At 31.9% G+C, this 23,013-nt stretch carries 19 protein-coding genes, 1 tRNA gene, 3 rRNA genes and 2 riboswitches; of the genes, 4 read left to right on the plus strand and 19 right to left on the minus strand.

What is annotated here, in order from left to right; translation table 11 throughout:
- Positions 1-105 precede the first annotated feature (105 nt).
- Positions 106-283, minus strand: a riboswitch (cobalamin riboswitch).
- Between the two features lie 19 nt (positions 284-302).
- The 12 genes from KXZ80_RS14550 to KXZ80_RS14605 all read right to left on the minus strand — a co-directional run bounded on the left by KXZ80_RS14550 (position 303) and on the right by KXZ80_RS14605 (position 12,986).
- On the minus strand, positions 303-908 hold the full coding sequence (locus KXZ80_RS14550) for a histidine phosphatase family protein (protein ID WP_021431526.1): 606 nt from the start codon (positions 906-908) through the stop codon (positions 303-305).
- A gap of 11 nt (positions 909-919) precedes the next feature.
- Complete coding sequence (gene cobS, locus KXZ80_RS14555) at positions 920-1,690, minus strand: adenosylcobinamide-GDP ribazoletransferase (protein ID WP_021431525.1); 771 nt, start codon at positions 1,688-1,690, stop codon at positions 920-922.
- Positions 1,691-1,694: 4 nt separating this feature from the next.
- A complete protein-coding gene (gene cobU / locus KXZ80_RS14560; protein WP_021431524.1) occupies positions 1,695-2,255 on the minus strand; it encodes a bifunctional adenosylcobinamide kinase/adenosylcobinamide-phosphate guanylyltransferase in 561 nt (186 codons plus the stop codon).
- Positions 2,256-2,268: 13 nt separating this feature from the next.
- Entirely contained in the window at positions 2,269-3,315 is a 1,047-nt protein-coding gene (gene cobT, locus KXZ80_RS14565; protein ID WP_021428142.1) for a nicotinate-nucleotide--dimethylbenzimidazole phosphoribosyltransferase, read from the minus strand.
- A 106-nt stretch (positions 3,316-3,421) separates the two neighbouring features.
- Positions 3,422-3,597: riboswitch (cobalamin riboswitch) on the minus strand.
- A 453-nt stretch (positions 3,598-4,050) separates the two neighbouring features.
- Complete coding sequence (locus KXZ80_RS14570) at positions 4,051-4,731, minus strand: ABC transporter ATP-binding protein (protein WP_021431522.1); 681 nt, start codon at positions 4,729-4,731, stop codon at positions 4,051-4,053.
- Positions 4,732-4,797: 66 nt separating this feature from the next.
- Complete coding sequence (locus KXZ80_RS14575; protein WP_021431521.1) at positions 4,798-7,365, minus strand: FtsX-like permease family protein; 2,568 nt, start codon at positions 7,363-7,365, stop codon at positions 4,798-4,800.
- Between the two features lie 42 nt (positions 7,366-7,407).
- Positions 7,408-7,611, minus strand: coding sequence for a response regulator (locus KXZ80_RS14580; protein WP_021431520.1), 204 nt, complete (start codon positions 7,609-7,611; stop codon positions 7,408-7,410).
- Entirely contained in the window at positions 7,571-7,765 is a 195-nt protein-coding gene (locus KXZ80_RS14585) for a response regulator (protein ID WP_021431519.1), read from the minus strand. Before KXZ80_RS14585 ends, KXZ80_RS14580 begins: the two co-directional genes overlap by 41 nt.
- A 406-nt stretch (positions 7,766-8,171) precedes the next feature.
- Positions 8,172-8,288: ribosomal RNA gene (gene rrf / locus KXZ80_RS14590) — 5S ribosomal RNA — on the minus strand.
- A gap of 9 nt (positions 8,289-8,297) precedes the next feature.
- Positions 8,298-8,372: transfer RNA gene (locus KXZ80_RS14595), tRNA-Thr, on the minus strand.
- A 53-nt stretch (positions 8,373-8,425) separates the two neighbouring features.
- Positions 8,426-11,340: ribosomal RNA gene (locus KXZ80_RS14600) — 23S ribosomal RNA — on the minus strand.
- Between the two features lie 144 nt (positions 11,341-11,484).
- Positions 11,485-12,986 (minus strand): 16S ribosomal RNA (locus tag KXZ80_RS14605).
- The 16S, 23S and 5S rRNA genes sit together here with 1 tRNA gene alongside, the layout of an rRNA operon.
- 343 nt (positions 12,987-13,329) lie before the next feature.
- On the opposite strand from KXZ80_RS14605, the gene trhA reads away from it, so the two are divergent.
- A complete protein-coding gene (trhA, locus tag KXZ80_RS14610) occupies positions 13,330-13,977 on the plus strand; it encodes a PAQR family membrane homeostasis protein TrhA (protein ID WP_038284723.1) in 648 nt (215 codons plus the stop codon).
- A 45-nt stretch (positions 13,978-14,022) separates the two neighbouring features.
- On the opposite strand, the gene KXZ80_RS14615 is transcribed toward trhA, so the two are convergent.
- The 3 genes from KXZ80_RS14615 to KXZ80_RS14625 all read right to left on the minus strand — a co-directional run bounded on the left by KXZ80_RS14615 (position 14,023) and on the right by KXZ80_RS14625 (position 17,905).
- Positions 14,023-15,024, minus strand: coding sequence for a catalase (locus KXZ80_RS14615; protein WP_038284720.1), 1,002 nt, complete (start codon positions 15,022-15,024; stop codon positions 14,023-14,025).
- A gap of 111 nt (positions 15,025-15,135) precedes the next feature.
- The gene (locus tag KXZ80_RS14620) at positions 15,136-17,502 is read right to left on the minus strand and encodes a heavy metal translocating P-type ATPase (RefSeq protein WP_021431649.1); all 2,367 of its coding nucleotides are present in this window, start codon (positions 17,500-17,502) and stop codon (positions 15,136-15,138) included.
- Between the two features lie 25 nt (positions 17,503-17,527).
- A complete protein-coding gene (locus tag KXZ80_RS14625; protein ID WP_021428286.1) occupies positions 17,528-17,905 on the minus strand; it encodes an ArsR/SmtB family transcription factor in 378 nt (125 codons plus the stop codon).
- A 204-nt stretch (positions 17,906-18,109) separates the two neighbouring features.
- Here KXZ80_RS14625 and KXZ80_RS14630 point away from each other — a divergent pair, with 204 nt between their 5' ends.
- Positions 18,110-18,613 carry a hypothetical protein gene (locus tag KXZ80_RS14630; RefSeq protein WP_021431648.1) on the plus strand — a complete coding sequence of 168 codons (504 nt, stop codon included), beginning with the start codon at positions 18,110-18,112 and terminating at the stop codon, positions 18,611-18,613.
- Positions 18,614-18,762: 149 nt separating this feature from the next.
- Here KXZ80_RS14630 and KXZ80_RS14635 read toward each other — a convergent pair whose 3' ends face one another.
- The 3 genes from KXZ80_RS14635 to KXZ80_RS14645 all read right to left on the minus strand — a co-directional run bounded on the left by KXZ80_RS14635 (position 18,763) and on the right by KXZ80_RS14645 (position 20,648).
- A complete protein-coding gene (locus KXZ80_RS14635; protein WP_021431647.1) occupies positions 18,763-19,095 on the minus strand; it encodes an ANIS5 family metal-binding protein in 333 nt (110 codons plus the stop codon).
- Position 19,096: 1 nt separating this feature from the next.
- Positions 19,097-19,483 carry a YtxH domain-containing protein gene (locus KXZ80_RS14640; protein ID WP_021431646.1) on the minus strand — a complete coding sequence of 129 codons (387 nt, stop codon included), beginning with the start codon at positions 19,481-19,483 and terminating at the stop codon, positions 19,097-19,099.
- A gap of 82 nt (positions 19,484-19,565) precedes the next feature.
- Positions 19,566-20,648, minus strand: coding sequence for a hypothetical protein (locus KXZ80_RS14645; protein ID WP_021431645.1), 1,083 nt, complete (start codon positions 20,646-20,648; stop codon positions 19,566-19,568).
- Between the two features lie 198 nt (positions 20,649-20,846).
- On the opposite strand from KXZ80_RS14645, the gene KXZ80_RS14650 reads away from it, so the two are divergent.
- Together KXZ80_RS14650 and KXZ80_RS14655 are read left to right on the plus strand one after the other, a co-directional pair.
- Complete coding sequence (locus tag KXZ80_RS14650; RefSeq protein ID WP_021428285.1) at positions 20,847-21,575, plus strand: HAD family hydrolase; 729 nt, start codon at positions 20,847-20,849, stop codon at positions 21,573-21,575.
- A 15-nt stretch (positions 21,576-21,590) separates the two neighbouring features.
- Positions 21,591-22,355 (plus strand): hypothetical protein, encoded by a 765-nt coding sequence (locus KXZ80_RS14655; RefSeq protein WP_021431644.1) that lies wholly within the window; start codon positions 21,591-21,593, stop codon positions 22,353-22,355.
- Between the two features lie 163 nt (positions 22,356-22,518).
- On the opposite strand, the gene KXZ80_RS14660 is transcribed toward KXZ80_RS14655, so the two are convergent.
- Positions 22,519-23,010, minus strand: coding sequence for a hypothetical protein (locus KXZ80_RS14660; protein ID WP_021431643.1), 492 nt, complete (start codon positions 23,008-23,010; stop codon positions 22,519-22,521).
- Positions 23,011-23,013: the final 3 nt, after the last annotated feature.

The raw sequence follows: 23,013 nt of genomic DNA on the forward strand, positions 1-23,013 counted from the left end.
TTCCAATTTATATTGTTTTTTAATTGCAAAAAAGACCTATCCACGATGGATAGGTCTTAAAAAAGTATATACTTAACCAATTTTAAAATCCTTCACCCCGAAGACTTTATTTCCATAAACTAGGCAGGTCTCCTGACTCAGCTTCATCCTAGTCCTATTCCTTCCCGTAAAATCACAGTGGTGTCTAATAGTTTCGTCAGCATTACAGTAGCGGGGGCTGCAAAGGATTCTAACCTTTTTCCCTATTAATCTTTAATGAAGAACCTAATTTATGTCTATTTTTATGATATTTTCATATGTATTTATGTTAAATATAAAGTATTATTTAGTGTATGAATTACAGAAAATCCATCTACTATGTCTATAATACTAACTGATGCATTGTCTATTTTAAAATTCCAATGATACTCATGTGTATTCCCAATTAAATAAGAAATAATATTTCTTATTGTTCCTGCATGAGCACATATCAAAATAGTTTTGTTTTTGTTACAATCCAGTATATGATTTATTTCTTTACAGACTCTATTATAAGAATCTACTAAACTTTCCCCATTTGGATATTTGTATTCGAATCCATTTTTAATTATTTTTTCAAATTCTTTAGGAAAATTACTTTTTATATATTCAAAATTCATTCCTTCAAAATCCCCAAAACTAATTTCTTTAAGATTCTCACTCTCAACAATTTCTAAATTTTTAAATTTAGCTATATCCTTTATCGTATTCTTAGTTCTAGTAGATGTAGTTGTATATATGCAATCAACATTCTCTTTTTCTAAGAATTTATTTAGTTTAAGTATTTGTTTTTTTCCAAAATCACTTAACTCACTATCTATATGCCCAGATAAATTTCCATCTATATTATCAGTTGTCGTTGCATGCCTTACTAATATAAGCTTTGACATAATCTCACCTCTTATTTTAATCCAAATGTCAAATATATAAATATTAAATATACAACCTCAACAAGTTCGGATGTACATCCAAGTATGTCTCCTGTTATTCCATCTATTTTTGAATATATATATTTAACAAAACCTCTAGTAAATATAATCATAACTGGTATAAATGTTATTACTTTAATTATACTTATTACATCTAAATTAAATAATACTGAACCTATAAATGCTACTAATATTGCTGTATATGATATCCCAATTAAAATCATATTTAAAGTTGGCTTTCCTATAAAAACATTCCCCATACCATTTTTTCTTGGTGTTACACTTTTATAAGAAGCTATTACAATAGCCATTCTTGCAAATACAGGCATAAATATTAAGTTATATAAATTTCCTGATTCTACAATAGAATACACCAACCCAAGTTTCATAAGAATCAAAAACAATACTGATAACATTGCATTAGTTCCCAATCTTGAATCTTTCATTATTTCTAATATTTTTTCTTTATCTCTGTAGCTATATATTCCATCAAATGTATCCCCTACTCCATCTAAATGCAATCCTCCTGTTAATACAACAGTTGCTATTAATATATTTACAGATGTTATATAACTATCAAATACTAAACTTGATACTAGTCCAACTATAAAGTATAAAATTCCAAGCACAAATCCTACTAAAGGAAAGTAGTACATAGTTTTATGAAACTCATCATCAAATCCTATATCGACTCTAATTGGAATTCTAGTTAAAAACTGTAATATTCCTATAAATCTTTTCATATTACTACTCCTTAATTTTCATAGGTATACCACTTACAACAAAGTAAACTTCATCAGCACATTTAGCTATATACTGATTTATCCTACCTACTATATCAGAATATACTCTACAAAGTTTATTATCAGGCACTAAACTCATACCTAACTCATTAGTTACTATTACAAAGTATAAATCTGTTTTTTTAATTTCATTTATTAGCATTTCAATTTGTTGTTTTATATACTTTTCCATCTCATTAGTTTCTTCTGGTGTGCATTTATCAAAATCTATTCCATAGTCAAATATCAAATTATTAACTAATAGTGTTACACAATCCAAAATAACAGTTTGATGTTTATTACCTAAATTATCTATTATCGAATATATATCTTTAAAAACTTCATAAGTTTCCCAATTACTCGGTCTACTTTCTTTATGTTTTTTAACTCTATCTTTCATCTCCTCATCAAAAGGAGTAGAAGTTGCTATATATGCTGTTGAATTTTCTCTACTTATACATAAACTTTCTGCAAAACTACTTTTTCCAGATCTAGATCCACCAGTAACTAAAATTAACTTGCTCATAAATTTCACCTTCTTATTTTCCTATATCTACTTCATCAGTTGTTGCCATATTTTTATATGCGTAATTTGCAGCTTCTATAATATTGAAGGCTAATGCTGAACCACTTCCTTCACCTAATCTCATATCCATATTAAGCATAGGATTTAACTTTAATATTTCTAAGGCCTTAGCTGCCCCTGCTTCTGCTGATGTATGTGATGCTATCATATACTCTTTAACCATAGGATTTATAGTGTATGCTATTAAAGCTGCTGCATATGATATAAATCCATCAATAACTATTGGAGTTCTATTAGCAGCACAAGCTAAAATCACGCCTGCCATTCCACCTATTTCAAAACCTCCAACTTTAGATAATATATCAACTCCATCTAATTTATCTGGCTTATTTAATTCAATTGCTTTTCTTATCGTGTTAGCTTTATGAGCTACTCTATCTTTTTTAAGTCCTGCTCCTATTCCTGTAACATCTATAGGATCACAATCAGCTATAACAGAAACTATAGCGCTACTTGGAGTAGTATTACAAATTCCCATTTCTCCTATTCCTATAAGGTTATATCCTTTTTCTATACTCTCATTTGCTACTTTTATACCTATTTCTAAACATCTAATGGCTTCTTCCCTAGTCATAGCTGGCCCTTTTGCCATATTAGAAGTTCCTTTTCTAATCTTATAATCTATAACTCCATCTAATTTTTCATCTGTATTTATTCCTAAGTCAATTGCAATAACATCAGAATTTACAAATTTAGATATAGCTCCTACTCCACATACCCCTTTAGTAAAGTTCGGAAATTGAAGTCTAGTTATTTTCTGAGGGTCTGGTGCTACACCTTCTTCATATACTCCATGATCTCCTGCAAAAGCAATCACTATTTTTTTATCTGTATCAAAATATTTTTTTTCAGTTATTCCTGCTATTTGTATACATATATCTTCTAATTTTCCTAAGCTCCCCACAGGTTTAATTAATTTATCTAATCTATCTTTCGCTGCATTCATATGTAATTCACTTAATGGCTTTATGTTATTTATCGTCTGTTCTAAAGTTTTCATGACTACCTCCTTAAATTACAATAAAAAAAGACTTAACTCAAGAGTTAAGTCTTTAAATATGTCATAAAAATATTTTAAGATTTAAATTCTTCACCCCGAGAACCTAGTTATATAATATACTAGGCAGGTCTCCTGACTTAGCTTCTTCCTTGCTCTAACCTTCCCGTAATTTTAACAGTGGTAAATAGAGTTCGTCTGCATCACAGTAGCGGGGACTGTAGAGGGATTACACCTCTTTCCCTATTAATCTTAAATGTAAGAACCTATATATATTTAAGTTATTTAATTTTGTTTTATTGATATTATATATAAAAAATCTCCCCACATACAACTAATTCTACATTAGTGTACATAAATCCTTTAATTTTTTCCATTGTAATTATTTACTTATCTATTTGAGTATATATAATAATACCATAAAAATGATTAATTAGATAGAGTTCGTTGGAATATATTATAATATACACCTTTTTTACTTAAAAGTTCTTCATGTGATCCTGACTCAACAACCTGCCCTTTATTTAAGACATAGATTTTGTCAGGATTCATTATTGCAAATAATCTATGTGCTATAACTATAACAGTTTTATTTTTTAATAATTCACTTATATTTTCTAATATAAACTTTTGAGATATATTATCTAGTGCTGATGTTGCTTCAACTTATACACGTACCAATTAAAATTCCTGTATATTATTGAAATACAATAAGTTCCCCTATACTCATATTTCCTTTTAACCTTGCCTTATTTCTATTAGTTTACCATCACTTATAGTAATCATTATATCTGCCATTTTTGCTATTTTTTCATCATGAGTTATCATAACTAAAGTCTGATTAAATTGTTTAACACAGCTCTTTAATATATCCATAACTTCGTCACTAGTTTTACTATCTAAATTTCCAGTGGGTTCATCTGCAAATATTATAGATGGTTGATTTGATAAAGCTCTTGCTATTGCAACCCTTTGTTGTTGTCCCCCCGATAGCTCATTTGGAAATTTTTTTATTTGATCTTTTAATCCTAATCTTTCGATAGTACTATCAATATACTTTTTATCTACTGGTTTTGAGTCAAGAGATATTGGTAAAATTATATTTTCATATACATTAATAACTGGTATTAGGTTAAAACTTTGGAAAACAAATCCGTATTCTTGTACCCTAATTTTAGATAATTTATCATCATTTAATGTATATATATCCTGATCTCCTAAATATACATTTCCTGATGTAGGTTTGTCCAATCCTGCCATACAATGAAGCAAGGTACTTTTACCACTTCCGCTTTCTCCAACAATAGCAGTAAACTTACCACTTTCTATTTCTAAAGTAATACCATCAACAGCGTTTACCCCGCTATCTCCTTTTCCATATATCTTTTTTAAATCTTTTGTTTTTATACTTTTTTTCATATATTATCAATTCCTTATTTTATTATAGTTTGTCTATATACAGACTTATTAAAAATATAAATTATTTTAGTATTTATTTATACCCTCACTTATATCTATATTGTCTATTAACTTTGACTTGAAATACCCTATTAAAAAAGCAAATAAAATTGTTATTGACATAAATATAAGAACCTCTTTTGGAGGTATGTATATATCACTCATGTTCAAATTATGTCCTAATTTTGCATGTATTTGTTTACTTTTGGTGAAAAATATAAGCTCATCTATTGAAACTGCAACCCCCGCTAATACACTACCTATAAGGCTATAAACTAAAGCTTCATATATAACTAACTTTTTTAAATATTTCTTTTTAAGCCCTATAGCCCTTAATATAGAAAACTCTCTTATATTGTTATTAATATTTATACTAACTGTTGTATATATATTAAATAATGCAGCTATCAATAGTATAGACCCTATCATCAACCTAGACTTTAAGTAACTATTTGAGTCAGTTGAACTTTTATATTTGTTATTTGGAGTAATAATATTCAAGGAATTATACTTTTTATTTATATTATCTACTAATTTATCTGCTTGTTTATTACCCTCCCCATCTATATTAAAGTTTACTTCCTGTATATAAGTGTCATTTGTTATATTCTTGAATGATTCTAAATTCATGTATATACCCATATTTACAGCATAATTTTGCATTCCGTTATTATATTGGAATGATTGATCTAGTATAGCATTAACTCTACATTTATATGTTTTGTAACCAAATTCTTTATTATCTTTTTTGTTTAGCACTTTAAACTCAAATATATCTCCTATTTTTAAATTTTTAATAGCATCTTCCATCTTACCGTTATATATGTTGCTAAATTTATTGCATATTGCAACATCTATAAATTTATTATTTTGTTCATTAATTTTTTGTATATTTCCTTCTTTTACATATTTATTTAATTTATTATAATCATCAACTCCACTTATCAAAGCCATTACTTCTAAATTTTCTTTTTTATTATCTTTTATCCCCTCCATTTTAATATAAGATTTATTTAAATTATCTTTTGATATTGTTACATATCCACATGTATGACTTAATAAATTAAAATCTTTTACTCCTTTAATCTTCTTTATATTTGACGTCTCTTCCATACTTATCTTATCTATGCTCTCATCAACATTTTCATAAGGCTTTATCATGTAACTATATTCATCTTTAAGTCCTACTGAATATTTCTGTGTTTTATTAAAATAGTTTTTCATATTCGTAGATGTACATGATATAAACACAAATCCACTAAATGCAATTATGACAATTGAAATTATTGACTTAAATTTGCTTCTTAATAAATTGTTTTTTAGAAGTGTTTTTAGAATTTTCTTATTCTTTTTTGCTTTATACTTAACCTTGTCACTTTTATTTATAAGATCCATTGGGTATTTTTTTAATGATTTTAATATAGGTAAACATATTGCTATTAATAATGCACCTATAGTTATTAAAAAAGCTTTACCTACTATAAGATGTGAAATATTTAACTTAACTTTGCTAAAATCACTTATATTAAATAAGTTGGATCCTACAAATATACTCATAGCATATCTTGCAAAAATAATAGAAGAGATAAACCCTATAAATCCACCTATAATAAATAATATACTCATTTGAAATAAATAAAATCTAATAACCTTTTTATTAGACATGCCCACTGTTCTTAAGTCTCCAATTTGATTCATCATTTTACTAAGAATTATATTAAAATAATTAAAAATTGTAAGAGATGCAGTTATTGCTACAAGGATTTTTACCTCTTTTTGATTCTCCTGTTGGAAAGCTCCATATAATCTAAGTGCCGCATCCAAGTATTGATTACTAGATACGTCTGATTGTCCATCTTTTCTAATATCTGTTGTATAGTCAGATGATGGATCGTATTTTTTTCTTATTTCATTAAATTTCTGATCTATATTATGTTCATTAATCCCTTTAACATTATAAATCGTACTATAAGTTATAAATTTATCTGGTATTATATTTTTACTATCTCCAACAAAGCTATCTAGTTCTATATCTTCAAGGTTATAATAGTCTTCAACTTTACTTATAACCCCAACAACCTTATAATTATCTTTTTTACTATAAATTTCATTAGTTTCATCTAATTTATAATTAATTTTATTTACTCCTGAAATACTTTTATTTAAAATATTTTCCTTATCATATTTACCTAATAACTTTGAATCTATAATAATTTCATGTTCATTTTTAGGATATCTTCCTGAAATAAGGTCATAGTTTAAATCCTTTAAATAATTTTTATCAAATGAATATAGTTTACTTTTTAATCCATCTTGTAAAATAAATTCACCTAAATTTTTAACTGTAGATAAATTATAAACTTCATCTACCTTTTTTAATTTTTCTATATTTTCTTTATTATTACTTATAAATGTTCCATCATAATATCCTGCAATTTCTTTAGCCTGGTTTATTTGATTGATAGACATACTATCTCCTATTATGTCTACTCCCAGTATTAATGTGATTGCAACTACTATAGAAGCTATTATAGTAATTGACTCTTTTCTATTTTTTCGTAAATACATTAAGGCTAGCTTTAGCTCAAATAACATTTTTTCTCTCCCTATAAAAAATATTAAATTAAATTGTAATAATTAACTTTCAAAAACTTCCTTTATAGACGAAATAGTATGCTTTTTTAAATCTACAAATTTAATTGGCTTTAATAAATATCTATATACTCTAAATTCATATCCGTCTTGTAGATAATCTATTACCCCTGTTATAAATATGATTTCACAACTTTTGTCTTTTTCTCTAATTTTTTTTGCGACTTCCATACTTATTAACTTTTTCATATGCATCTTCAGGGTAATTATTTATTAAATCCTCCCCACAATTAAATACTATTATTTCAAATTGATTAGTTAATTTATTCAATATAATTTCTAAATTTTCTTTTAATTTTTCTCTACATGAAAAATTATCTTCACAAATAACAATCTTAATCATAAACCCTCCATATATGCTAAATTTATATTTAATCCGTCAAATATAATATTTCTTTTTTTCCCCTTATTTCGCTATATAAATATATTAACACAATATACTTTAATGGTAAATTTTTACAATTATTTAATCTTTTATTTATCCATATCGTACAAACACAGTTCTTTTTTATTTTGATGTACGAAAAAGGTGGTTAGTATTAAGTTACAATGCAGAAATCATTTTAAATCATCTTCTCTTATATTTATCTCCTACCGTACAAGCGTAATCTTTATTTATTTTTGCACAACAAAAAGTGGTTAGTATTAAGTTACAATGCAGAAGTCATTTTAAAGCATCTTTTCAGCTTTATGACTTCAAATGTAACTTAATACTAACCACTACAAATCCACGTAAAATAAAAAAAATTACGTGGCTACATCCTACTCTCCCAGGCAGCTTCCCACCAAGTACCATCGGCGCTAAAGAGCTTAACTTCTGTGTTCGGAATGGGAACAGGTGTATCCTCTTTGCTATAATAACCACATAATCTTTATGGAGCTAGTGATAGGAATCGAACCTACAACCTGCTGATTACAAGTCAGCTGCTCTACCGTTGAGCCACACTAGCAACTAAGTTTTAATGCTTTGAAAACTGAATAACATTTATAAGATTAAATAATCTTGGTCAAGTCCTCGATCTATTAGTATCGGTAAGCTACATACATTGCTGCACTTACACCTCCGACCTATCAACCAGGTAGTCTTCCTGGGATCTTACCCTTACGGTGGGAAATCTTATCTTGAAGTTGGCTTCGCGCTTAGATGCTTTCAGCGCTTATCCATTCCGTACATAGCTACCCAGCCATGCCCTTGGCAGAACAACTGGTACACCAGAGGTACGTCCATCCCGGTCCTCTCGTACTAAGGACAGGTCTCCTCAAATTTCCTACGCCTGCGACGGATAGGGACCGAACTGTCTCACGACGTTCTGAACCCAGCTCGCGTACCACTTTAATGGGCGAACAGCCCAACCCTTGGGACCTACTACAGCCCCAGGATGTGATGAGCCGACATCGAGGTGCCAAACCTCCCCGTCGATGTGGACTCTTGGGGGAGATAAGCCTGTTATCCCCAGGGTAGCTTTTATCCGTTGAGCGATGGCCCTTCCATGCGGAACCACCGGATCACTAAGTCCGACTTTCGTCCTTGCTCGACCTGTATGTCTTGCAATCAAGCTCTCTTCTGCCTTTACACTCTACGCACGATTTCCGACCGTGCTGAGAGAACCTTTGAGCGCCTCCGTTACTCTTTGGGAGGCGACCGCCCCAGTCAAACTGCCCACCTGACAGTGTCCCAATACCTGATTCAAGGTATCTGGTTAGAATCTCAGTACTACAAGGGTGGTATCCCAAGGATAGCTCCACCGAGACTGGCGTCCCGATTTCATAGCCTCCCACCTATCCTGTACATGTAGCACCAAAATTCAATGTCAAGCTACAGTAAAGCTCCATGGGGTCTTTCCGTCCTGTCGCAGGTACCCGGCATCTTCACCGGGATTACAATTTCACCGAGTCTGTTGTTGAGACAGTGCCCAAATCGTTACGCCTTTCGTGCGGGTCGGAACTTACCCGACAAGGAATTTCGCTACCTTAGGACCGTTATAGTTACGGCCGCCGTTTACTGGGGCTTAAGTTCACTGCTTCGGATAAATCCTAACAGATCCCCTTAACCTTCCAGCACCGGGCAGGCGTCAGCTCCTATACATCGTCTTGCGACTTAGCAGAAACCTGTGTTTTTGGTAAACAGTCGCTTGGGCCTATTCTCTGCGGCCACCTCGGGCGTTAACCCTAACGTGGCACCCCTTCTCCCTAAGTTACGGGGTCATTTTGCCGAGTTCCTTAACAACAGTTCTCTCGCTGGCCTTAGGATACTCTCCTCACCCACCTGTGTCGGTTTGCGGTACGGGCACCTTTAATCTCGATAGAAACTTTTCTCGACAGTGTGAAATCAGCTACTTCGCTACTTAATTTCGCTCCCCATCGTACCCCAGCATTATCATGGCGGATTTGCCTGCCTTGACTGCCTCAGTACTTAGCCACACATAACCAACAGTGTGGTTAGCTTATCCTACTGTGTCATTCCATCTCTCAAACGATTATCGGTGGTACAGGAATCTCAACCTGTTGTCCATCACCTACGCCTTTCGGCCTCGGCTTAGGTCCCGACTAACCCAGGGCGGACGAACCTTCCCCTGGAAACCTTGGGTTTACGGCCCGTGGGATTCTCACCCACGTCTCGCTACTCATGCCAACATTCTCACTCCTATACTGTCCACACGTCCTTACGGTCATGCTTCAGCCTGCATAGGAAGCTCCCCTACCTATCATAAATGATATCGTAGCTTCGGTAGTAAGTTTTAGCCCCGGTAATCTTCGGCGCAGGATCACTCGACCAGTGAGCTATTACGCACTCTTTAAATGAGTGGCTGCTTCTAAGCCAACATCCTGGTTGTCTATGCAATCCCACATCCTTTACCACTTAACTTACATTTAGGGACCTTAGCTGACGATCTGGGCTGTTGCCCTCTCGACTATGAATCTTATTACCCACAGTCTGACTCCCAAGTATAAAATAACGGCATTCGGAGTTTGATAATCTTCGGTAAGCGCAATGCCCCCTAGGATATTCAGTGCTCTACCTCCGTATTTCTCAACCTTGAGGCTAGCCCTAAAGCTATTTCGGGGAGAACCAGCTATCTCCGAGCTCGATTGGAATTTCACCGCTATCCACAAGTCATCCCCGAGCTTTTCAACGCTCGTGGGTTCGGACCTCCACGAAATTTTACTTTCGCTTCATCCTGCTCATGGATAGGTCGCTCGGTTTCGGGTCTACGACAGCAAACTTAACGCCCATTTAAGACTCGCTTTCACTACGGCTCCATACCTTAAGTACTTAACCTAGCTTACTATCGTAACTCGTTGGCCCGTTCTACAAAAAGTACGCGGTCACACATATAAAGTGCTTCCACAGCTTGTAAGCGCAGGGTTTCAGGTTCTATTTCACTCCCCTCCCGGGGTTCTTTTCACCTTTCCCTCACGGTACTATGCGCTATCGGTCACTAAGTAGTATTTAGCCTTGGAGGATGGTCCCTCCTGCTTCCCACAGGGTTTCACGTGTCCCGTGGTACTCTGGATCACATCTAAAGTCTTCTCGTTTCAACTACGTGGCTATTACACTTTATAGCGGAGCTTTCCAACTCTCTTCGTTTACGATACCTCTTTGTTGATGATGTGTCCGCAACCCCAGCGAAGAAAACTTCACTGGTTTGGGCTATTCCGCGTTCGCTCGCCGCTACTTACGGAATCGAATTTCTTTCTTTTCCTCCGGGTACTTAGATGTTTCAGTTCCCCGGGTTCCCCTCACTAAGCTATGTATTCACTTAATGATACTTAGACATTACTCTAAGTGAGTTTCCTCATTCGGAAATCTTCGGATCAAAGTTTACGTGCAACTCCCCGAAGCTTATCGCAGCTTATCGCGTCCTTCATCGGCTCTTAGTGCCAAGGCATCCGCCCTGCGCCCTTAATAACTTGACCAGTTATTAAAAGTGTTATTTTTTAAAGAGTTTTCTTCTCTTATATTGGTTTATTTAATCATCACTAAATGTTATGCAGTTTTCAAAGTACTAATTTTGAGAACAATAAGCTCTCAAAATTAAACAGTAGGCAATTACTCCTTAGAAAGGAGGTGATCCAGCCGCACCTTCCGATACGGCTACCTTGTTACGACTTCACCCCAGTCATTGGTTTCACCTTCGACGGCCGCTTCCTAAAAGGTTAGCTAACCGGCTTCGGGCGCCCCCAACTTCCATGGTGTGACGGGCGGTGTGTACAAGACCCGGGAACGCATTCACCGCAGCATTCTGATCTGCGATTACTAGTAACTCCAGCTTCATGTAGGCGAGTTTCAGCCTACAATCCGAACTGAGAATGGCTTTAAGGGATTAGCTCCACCTCGCGGCTTGGCAACCCTCTGTACCACCCATTGTAGCACGTGTGTAGCCCTAAGCATAAGGGGCATGATGATTTGACGTCATCCCCACCTTCCTCCGAGTTATCCTCGGCAGTCCCTCTAGAGTGCCCAACTTAATGCTGGCAACTAAAGGCAAGGGTTGCGCTCGTTGCGGGACTTAACCCAACATCTCACGACACGAGCTGACGACAACCATGCACCACCTGTCACCACTGTCCCCGAAGGGAAATCTCCGATTAGGGAGAGGTCAGTGGGATGTCAAGCTTAGGTAAGGTTCTTCGCGTTGCTTCGAATTAAACCACATGCTCCGCTACTTGTGCGGGTCCCCGTCAATTCCTTTGAGTTTCACTCTTGCGAGCGTACTTCCCAGGCGGAGTACTTAATGCGTTAGCTGCGGCACCGAGGGGGGTAACCCCCGACACCTAGTACTCATCGTTTACGGCGTGGACTACCAGGGTATCTAATCCTGTTTGCTCCCCACGCTTTCGTGCCTCAGTGTCAGTTACAGTCCAGAGAGCCGCCTTCGCTACTGGTATTCCTCCTAATATCTACGCATTTCACCGCTACACTAGGAATTCTACTCTCCTCTCCTGCACTCAAGTTCTCTAGTTTCAAAAGCTTACTACGGTTGAGCCGTAGCCTTTCACTTCTGACTTAAAAAACCACCTACGCACCCTTTACGCCCAGTAATTCCGGATAACGCTAGCCCCCTACGTATTACCGCGGCTGCTGGCACGTAGTTAGCCGGGGCTTCCTCCTCAAGTACCGTCATTATCTTCCTTGAGGACAGAGCTTTACGACCCGAAGGCCTTCATCGCTCACGCGGCGTTGCTGCATCAGGCTTTCGCCCATTGTGCAATATTCCCCACTGCTGCCTCCCGTAGGAGTCTGGACCGTGTCTCAGTTCCAGTGTGGCCGATCACCCTCTCAGGTCGGCTACTGATCGTTGCCTTGGTAAGCCATTACCTTACCAACTAGCTAATCAGACGCGGGTCCATCCTGTACCGCCGGAGCTTTGATATAAAAGCCATGCGACTTTCATATATTATCCCGTATTAGTATACCTTTCGGTATGTTATCCGTGTGTACAGGGCAGGTTACCCACGCGTTACTCACCCGTCCGCCGCTCTCTCCGAAGAGATCGCTCGACTTGCATGTGTTAGGCACGCCGCCAGCGTTCATCCTGAGCCAGGATCAAACTCTCAAATATAATTTAAAAAGTTGTCCATCGCTCAGCTAATCATTATCTGAATATCTGGCTTGGTTGTTTGTGTTTAATTCTTTTAAAAAGAATTTTTATAATTAACCTACTGTTTAATTTTCAAAGTTCATTTTCTCTTTTGTGTTTCGTCCGTTTCTTAAGGACAAGTAATACTTTATCACCATTTTGAAATAACGTCAACAGTTTTTTTAAACTTTTTTATTTTTTTATTTAATATTCAGCAGATTTAACATAAAATTCAGAATAAATATGTTAAAATATTTTAAACAGATATATATTGGACATAATTATGAATACAATAATGTATCATTCTAATTAAGGAGGGATTGCGTTGGGTACGTACCTTAGAGAACCCGTAAGTGGTTTTACTCATTTAGCAGGAGCTATACTTTCATTTGTTGGATTACTAGCATTAGTTATAAAAACAACAATTACTAGCCCTACTATAGTAAATCTAACTGCGGTTATAATATTCGGTATAAGTATGATGCTTTTATACTCTGCATCTGCGACATACCATTTGGTAGTTTCATCTGAAAAAGTGATTAAGTTTTTAAGAAAGCTTGATCACTCTATGATTTTCATTTTAATAGCAGGTTCATATACGCCATTTTGCTTAATTGCTTTAAACGGATCTAAAGGATTCACTTTTTTCGGTGTAGTATCTGGAATAGCCGTTGCTGGTGTTTTATTTAAAATGCTTTGGTTTAATTGCCCTAGATGGCTATCTACTTCTATATATATAGGAATGGGATGGATATCTATTTTTATAATAGGACCTTTATCTAAAGCAATATCACCTCAAGGAGTTTTTTATTTAGCTCTTGGTGGAGTTTTCTACACTATAGGTGGAATAATATATGGAGTTAAACCTAAATATCTTGATTTTAAATATTTAGGTTTTCATGATATTTTCCATATATTCGTTATGTTAGGAAGCCTAACTCATTTTTATTGTGTATTTAAATATGTAATATAAGTAAAAAGCCCTGCTTACATTTTAGTAAGCAGGGCTTTTTAAATTTTATTTTAAATTTTTAAAATCTTCTATCGTTGGTTCTATACATTCTCTATAATTTCTTTTGTGCCTAAATTCACTAAGTTCTCTGTATATTTTTACACGAGCTAAGTTTATATCTCCTAAGGGTCTATGTTCCACACTGCAATGCCCTGGCGAAAAAGATAATTTTTCTCCCATTTCACTTCTAGTATCTGTTATAAACCATTGTCTTGGAATTATTATTTTACCAATTTTAATAAGAGGTGACTCTTCTTCATCCCATTCAATAGATGAATCATTTATAGGCATCGATTTAGAGTTGTTTTGAATTTGGATATAAAATTCAAAACTAGCTTCATTATCAATTAAATGTTTTTGCATATTTTCTGAAAGATAGTTGTATGTAAGTCTTTTAGGTAATTCGCTTTTATATTTCGAATTTGGTTTCACACAAAACTTAACTATTTTATTTTTATAAGCATATGGAGTTGTACTAAAATAACTTACATCTAGCGGACTTGTTTGGTTTGATCTTCCTTCTATAAGATCTTTAATTATATTTAATTTATCTGATTTGTATAAACTATACATTAAAGCAATTGGATTCTTTTTTTTAACCATATAATATATAGAATCTCTGAATAGAGGTAATGTTCCTATAGGCATAGTTGGTATAGTAAGCATCACAAAATCCTGAGTCATTTTTTCATCATCTATTAATTTATCACCACTTACTCCAATTAATTTAATAGCCATGCCTCTAATATCTTTGCTCTTATCACTTTTAACCTTATTTCCACCACTAGAAAATCTTATAAAACAATTATATTTTTTTCCAGATTGAAAAACTTCTGTTTCTAAATCTTTATTTAAATCATCATCTACAATAAATGTTCCTTTTAATATCCCTAGCCCTTTTGGATGTGCATCTCTTTTTGTAAATCCCTTTTCATAATCCTTAACTAACTTTGCCTTTAAAATTTCAATAATTTCATTTGTCATTTCATTATTATCCCGACTTCCCATCGCTAACCCCTCCAGTCCTTTTAAACTATCTATTATCCTGTCCAAATATTAAAGATAATAAAACAACAGGCATAAATTTATAAATTTATGCCTGTTCACTATTATCTAAATTTATTTCATAACTCTCATTGCATTTAGTACAGCTATTAAAGCAACACCTACATCTGCAAATATAGCTTCCCACATAGTTGCTACTCCACCTGCTCCTAATATTAACACTATTACTTTGACCCCTAAAGCAAATACAATATTTTGCCATACTATTTTATTAGTCTTCTTAGCAATTTTGATGGCTTTAACAATATTGCTAGGTTCATCTGTCATAAGAACAACATCTGCAGCTTCAATTGCTGCATCAGATCCTAATCCTCCCATTGCAATACCTACATCTGCTCTAGCAAGAACAGGAGCATCATTTATACCATCTCCAACAAATGCAATTTTTTCATTTTCTTGTCTTCCATCATATAATTCTTCTAACTTATCAACTTTGTCTGTTGGTAGTAAATTCGAATAAACCTTGTCTAAGCCTAATTTTTCAGATATATCATTAGCTACTGCCAGATTATCCCCTGTTAACATAACAGTTTCTTTAATTCCTATATTTTTAAGTCCTTCTATACAAGCTTTAGAATCATCCTTAACTGTATCAGATATTACTATATATCCTCTATATCTTTTATTAACAGCTATATATACAACTGTACCTACTTCCTTAGCTTTTGAAAAGAATATATTTTCACTTAACATTAATTTTTCATTTCCAGCTAATATATGCTCTCCTTCATAATCTACTTTAATCCCATGTGCCGCTATTTCTTCATAGTTATTTACCTTATCTAGATCTACTTTTTCTTTATAATGTTTAACTATAGATTTAGCTATAGGATGATTTGAGTTTATTTCTGCAATAGCTGCATATTTTAGTAATTCACATTCACTTATACCTACAGGTTTTATATAAGTTACATCAAATACACCTTTTGTAAGAGTTCCTGTTTTATCAAACACAACTGTATCTACATTTCTTAAAGCTTCTAAATAACTGCTTCCTTTTATAAGTATTCCTTGTTTTGATGCGTATCCAATTCCACTGAAGAAACTTAATGGTATAGATAAAACAAGTGCACAAGGACAAGAAACAACTAAGAATATAAGCCCTCTATAGAACCAATCATTAAATGATGCTCCGGGTATAATAACCGGTGGAACTATAGCAATTAAAAGAGCTGATATAACAACTACCGGCGTATAATATTTAGAGAATCTAGTTATAAAGTTTTCTGTTTTAGATTTTTTAGCACTTGCATTTTCTACTAAGTCTAAAATTTTAGAAACCGTAGACTCTTCAAACTCTTTTTGAACAGATATAGTTAAAACTGCATTTTTATTTATAAAACCAGATAAAACATCTTCTCCCTTACCAACCTCTCTAAGTAAAGATTCTCCAGTTAATGCAGATGTGTCTACCATACTAAATCCGTCAACTATAACACCATCTAGAGGTATTTTTTCACCTGGTTTAACTACTATTATATCTCCGACTTCTACATCGTAAGGAGATACCTCTTTTATTTCAGAACCTATTTTTAGGTTAGCATAATCTGGTCTAATCTCCATAAGAGAAGCTATAGACTTTCTAGATTTACCAACAGCTTTAGCTTGCAAGAACTCTCCTAATTTATAAAACACCATAACTCCTACTGCTTCTGCTGACTCTCCTATAGCTAATGCACCTACTGTAGCTATTGACATTAAAAAGTTTTCATCAAAGATTTGTCCTTTGCCTATATTTTTAATGGCTTTTAATAATACATCTGACCCAACTATTAAATATGCAACTATGAAAACTACTGTACTAAAACTTGACTCGCTTCCTGTAGCAATTTCATATATTCCAAATATATAAACTAAAACTCCAATTACAAGTTTAATCAAATCTTTTTTATCATTTTCTACTGGTTTTTCTTCTTTTTTACTTACAGTAGCTTTTTTCTCTTTGTATTGAATGTCTAATCCTGGCTCTGTTGAATTTATAATATCTATTACCTTATCCATAGTTTCTTTTGAATTAGATGTAGCTACTAAATTAACTGTTAAAACCTTGTTGATAAAGTTAAGATTAGCACTTTCTACATCAGTTAACTTATCCACTTTTTCACAGATTACCTCTGCACAATGTGCACAATTTAATCCATTTAGAATTAACTCTTTCTTTTTTTCCTTAGTCTTTTGTTCTTTCACCTTTATATTTAAACCTGGCTCTGTATCATCTATTATTTTTATTATTTGGTTTATTACTTCCTCTTGATTAAAGTCAGAATCTATATTTACTGTTAGTACTTTGTTTATAAAGTTTAAATTTGCTGAATCTACTTCTTGTAATTTATTAACCTTTTCATTTATAACTTCTGCGCAATGTGCACAATTTAAACCATCTAGTACTATTTCTCTTTTTTTGATAGCACTTGTACTCATAATATCCCCTTCCTTTTTAATTGATTTATTTATTGTAAGTCTCTTGAATATGAGATAATCCACAGTTAAATATCTGACTTATATGGTTATCATCTAGAGAGTAGTAAACTACCTTACCTTCTTTTCTAAATTTAACTAATCTTGCTTGTTTTAAAACTCTTAATTGATGTGATATTGCAGAGTGTGTCATTCCTAATAAATCAGCTATATCACATACACACATTTCACTTGAAAATAAAGCGTATAAAATTTTTATTCTTGTTGTATCTCCAAATACTTTAAAAAGTTCTGCTAAATCATATAAAGTTTCTTCTTGGGGCATATGATCCTTAGCTTTACATATTAGTTCTTCATGTATCTCTTCACAAGAACAGTCTTTAATTTCTTCTATGTCATATTTCATTTATATTTCCTCCTCAATATTATATATACAAACGTATGAATAATTGTTCATATATAATATTATAGAACTCCAATTATTTTTTTGCAACAATTATATAAATTTATTTTTTAATGCACATAATAATAGTTTTTTTATTATATATATATAATAAAGTGTTTTCAGAAATAAGATTCGAAAGTCTTTTATTTAGGAGGTTATTAACTTATGAATTTCGATGGTTATATGAACCCTATGTTTTCTGACATGGATAATAAATATATATATCCTATGCCTTATGTTAATCCTATGATATATATGAACCCTTACATGATGAATCAACCTAATTGTCAAAATGCTAAAAAACAACCTAGTACTGATAATCAAGCTGATCAGTTACAAAATCCTTATCAAAATAATACTATGATGTATATGAACCCTTATATGATGAATCCTATGATGAGTGGTGGTATAGATCCTAATATGCTTATGCAAATGTACATGCAAATGATGCAGATGATGCAAATGATGGGTTGTATGCCAAATATGAATCCTATGGGGAATCCTAGTATGGATAACTTAATGCAGGATTCTATGGGAGGAGGCTATCCAGACCCTTCAAAACAACAAATGGGTGGTATGCCTATGATGATGCCTATGATGGGTTGTATGCCTGGTATGCCCGGCATGCCTAATATAAACATAGAAGAATTCGATGAAGAGGAAATGTAAATTTATAATAAGGGAAATTTTTTTAAATTTTATGTATAAAGTTTAAAGATTGAGCTAATACTATTAATGTATTCCTCATAATATTCCCCCAATATTATAAATACAAGAAAAAAGCCCTAGTGTTTACTAGGGCTTTTTTTATGTTTATTCTATTTGCTAACAACACCTTTTACAATCTTTAATATATCTGTCGCAATTTCAACGTTAGATTTTACACTTTCTTTCGCTACTATAAAGTCTGCAGTTGTATCTGTTATAACTTCTGTAACATCTTTTAAATTATCACTTATCTCAGTAAAATTATCTGCTACTTCCGGTAATCTATTAATTGTAGTAGTTATGTTTTGAGAATTAGAAGAAATTAAATTCTTTATATTCTTTATAAATTCATTTAAATTCTTTAATGTAAATATCAAGTATAAAATTGCTATACATCCTAATACAGCTAATACAAAATATATTGCATTTATATCTATATACATATTAAGCTCCTTGTGTTTCGCTTTGTTCTAGCTTAATAACATCTTCATTTTCTATCTCTTCATTTTCATTTAAATTTTTCTTACTTTGTAAGTACTCTTTAATTTTATTCTTAGATTCTTGGAAATTTGCTTTTCCATTGTTTAATTTATCATTTACTTTAATTTTTGCCTGTTGAGATTTTTCATTTACAGTAGTTGCAACTTTTTGAGATTTATCTTTTAAATCTAATCTAGTTTCTTTCCCTGACTTAGGTGCTAATAATATTCCACCTAGTGCTCCAGCTGTAACACCTGCTGCTACTCCTACTGTAGCTATTTTCATTTTTTTATTTCTTTCTGCTACTTTTTTTGCTCTTCTTTTTTGTTCTATTTTTTTTGCTAAACTCATCTTAACCCCTCCTATAACTTTTAATAATCACTTTATACCCAAATTATAAGATTTATAACCTTTCTTGTCAATTTTTGCCAAATTAATCTAAAAAATCATAAAAATCTTCAGATTCCGACTCAACAAAATCATATAGAACATTTTGTTCAAAAAATATTTCTTCTTCTAATGTTACATAATTTTTAAAGTTACATTGTATTAATTTATTTATATACAGTCTATCTTTTTCATTATATGTAGCAACAAAAAATTTATCGTTCATTTGATAATATAATGCACTTAAATCATTGTTTATTACATAAGTTTCTTTTTTTACATGATTATTATCAAAATTAAATCTTGTAAATAACATTCCTAAATCAAGTTCACTTTTTAATACAAATGGATTTAATTTATAAAATTTATCTAAGAATTCTGTTTTATCTTGTAAATCATAAATCGCTATATATTCTGGCTTTGATATTTCGTCAAACACTTCAAAATCATAAATATCTGCTTTATCAGTAAACATTAGAGAGTCTATTTTGTATTCATCGTTTTTGTAAGTTATATGGAAAGCTAACTTGCAAGTGTAATATCCGTCACTATCTTCATATAAAACATCACATAAATACATACCATCATCTTTTTTAGTAACTTTATTTTTTAAAAGAGCCCCATTAATATTTGTTATATGCATTTCTGAAATTTTTTCATTATTAGAAAAGTATTTTAAACTATCTTTATCCCATGCAATAAATCTCATAGTCATGTAATTGATAAATTCTATATCATTATCAACTTTTTTACATATTTTTGGATACAGATCAAATATATTAACTTTCGATTCATATTTATCTATAAAGTCTATATATTCCTCAATATTGCCAGGTAATTCTTTTTCCCAATAATATGTTTTTTTACCATAGTAATTGACTAAACTAAGAGCTTCTTCTTCTGTAAGTTGGATTCTGTCAGCTCCTAGTCCTCCCATTAATCGCTCTTGCTCTCTATTTAATTCTTCATACGAAGCGTTTCTTAAACTTACATAGTCCGCTATTCCTAACCCTTCTGCATCTATTAAAAAATACTGATACACAATGTCATCATTATCTTCCCATCCAATTATAAGTCCCATACTTCCCATAAGTCTTGAATTCGTAACCTTTGCAAAAATGAAATCCATTTTATCAAACATCCTTCCTTGAACCTGTTTATTTTCAATCCAAATCTATAATAAACCCTATTGATATATTCAGTTTATATAATAACAATATACCCATTTAAAAATTAATTTTAAATTATTTCTTATATTTTTACAACTATATGCTAAATTTATAATATAATAGATAAAAGAAAAATCGCATTAATTGAGGTGATATATATGAAAAAAACTGCAGCTTTCTTTGATATAGATGGGACTCTGTATAGAGATTCTCTAATGGTTGAGCACTTCAAGAAACTAATACGCTATGAAATCGTAGATGAAAAGGTATGGTTAACTAATGCTAGAGATACATTTGTTAACTGGGACAAGAGACAGGGGAACTATGATGATTATTTATTTGAGGTTTGTGATATATATGTTGAATCTCTAAAAGGTTTAGACTTATGTTCTATACACTTTACTAGTAATCAAGTTATAAAGTTAAAATCTGATAGAGTTTATAAATATACTCGTTCTCAAATAAAATGGCATTTAGACCAAGGTCACATTGTAATATTCATTTCTGGAAGTCCGGATTTCTTAGTTTCTAAAATGGCAACTAAATATAATGCTACTGATTTCATAGGTAGTACTTATGTCTTTGAAGACGGTAAATTTAATGGAGAAGTAATTCCTATGTGGGACTCAGCTAGTAAAAATGTAGCTATTAATGACTTTGTTGAAAAGTATAATATTGATTTATCTAAATCATATGCATATGGAGATACAAATGGAGATATTAATATGCTTAGAAGAGTAGGTAATCCTGTTGCTATAAACCCTACTAAAGAACTTCTTCACCAAATAAGTAATGATGAAAATATAAAGGATATATCTAAAATAATAATAGAGAGAAAAGATTTAGTTTACCAACTACCTGCATCTGTCGATGTTCTAGATATATAATTTTAGGAGGTATTAATGACTTTTACAAATGATAGAGATTTTATGAAAAGATTAGAAGATGATATAGAACATTTAAGTAAAACACTATACTTAGATAATCCTGATTTATGGTTAGATTTTTTAGAAAAATCAACAGATAAAGACTTTGATGAAATGTCTTTATTTTTCGCAGCTAAATATAATTATGTTTCGATTATAAAATTTGCTGTGGAGATAAATAATTTTAATTTAAATTCTAAATCTAAAAACATGTCATTTAATTGTGTTAAAAACCATTTAATAGATATCGCTCGCTCTGAAAATTCAATAGACGTATTAGCTTATCTATCTGATGAGGAAGTATCTGATATAGTAGATTCAGTCGATGAACCTAATACTTTACATGAAAGTTCAAAATTAACTATTTCGTATAACTGTCCTCATTGTAATTCTAATATATATGAGACGGGATACAAAGTTCTAATTTCTTCAAATTGCACATATTCAGCATATGATAGAAAAATCATTAGATCAAATCCAGAAGAATTAGATTACGTAACTTGCATTAACTGTAATAACAAAATAAATGATATTACACCTAAACAATTAGAAACTTTAACAACAGTGGAAAACTGTGGTACATGTGGATCTCACATACCTACAATAGGAATTTTAAAAGAAGTAAATTCAAACTTTAATAAATCAACTGGTATTTTTGAGGATGCAAATTCTACATTTTGTTGCAAATCTTGTAGAAAACCTTTAGAAGATATACAGTTAAGACATTTTAATCTAATTTAATTTAAAATTTCCCAGGAAATTTTAAAAACCCACTCTTTATCTGCTAAAGAGTGGGTTTTTTTACGCTTAAGCAAATCATGATTATCGAAAAAACTGTTAATAAACCCTCAAACTTAATTATATAAATATACTATAATTTGAGCGACATGAGCGAAGCGAATTTTTATTTAAACTTAATTATTTTCTTAATCTTAACATCATAGTATTCAATAAATAGAGTATATACATAGTCATATACAATAAAACCTATTTCAAATCCAATTACAGTAAATAAGTTCATCGGTATGAATATAAACGCTTTGAGAATTATATATAGCAACACTGCAATTAGATTAGCAAAAGCTATTTTAAAAACTAGTTCTATATATACTCTTTGATTTTTTTCTATCAAACATTTTACTAATCCATAAATTCCAAATGTAAATACATAAAAAATCCACTGTGCTTTATTTTGTATAATAAAGAAACTCAATAGAATCGATGCTATAGAAAATATTGCTCCATATTTTCCTCCATACTCTATTATTACTATAGAAACTATAAAAGAAGCTGCCCCCATAAAAAACAAAGTATTAATGGGAATTATGTTTGATAAAATTAATAAAATTATGTTTAAAGACAGCAAAATCCCAGTATATGCTATTTTTTTACTCATATC

The sequence above is a fragment of the Paraclostridium bifermentans genome, from assembly GCF_019916025.1.
GTDB lineage: Bacteria > Bacillota > Clostridia > Peptostreptococcales > Peptostreptococcaceae > Paraclostridium > Paraclostridium bifermentans.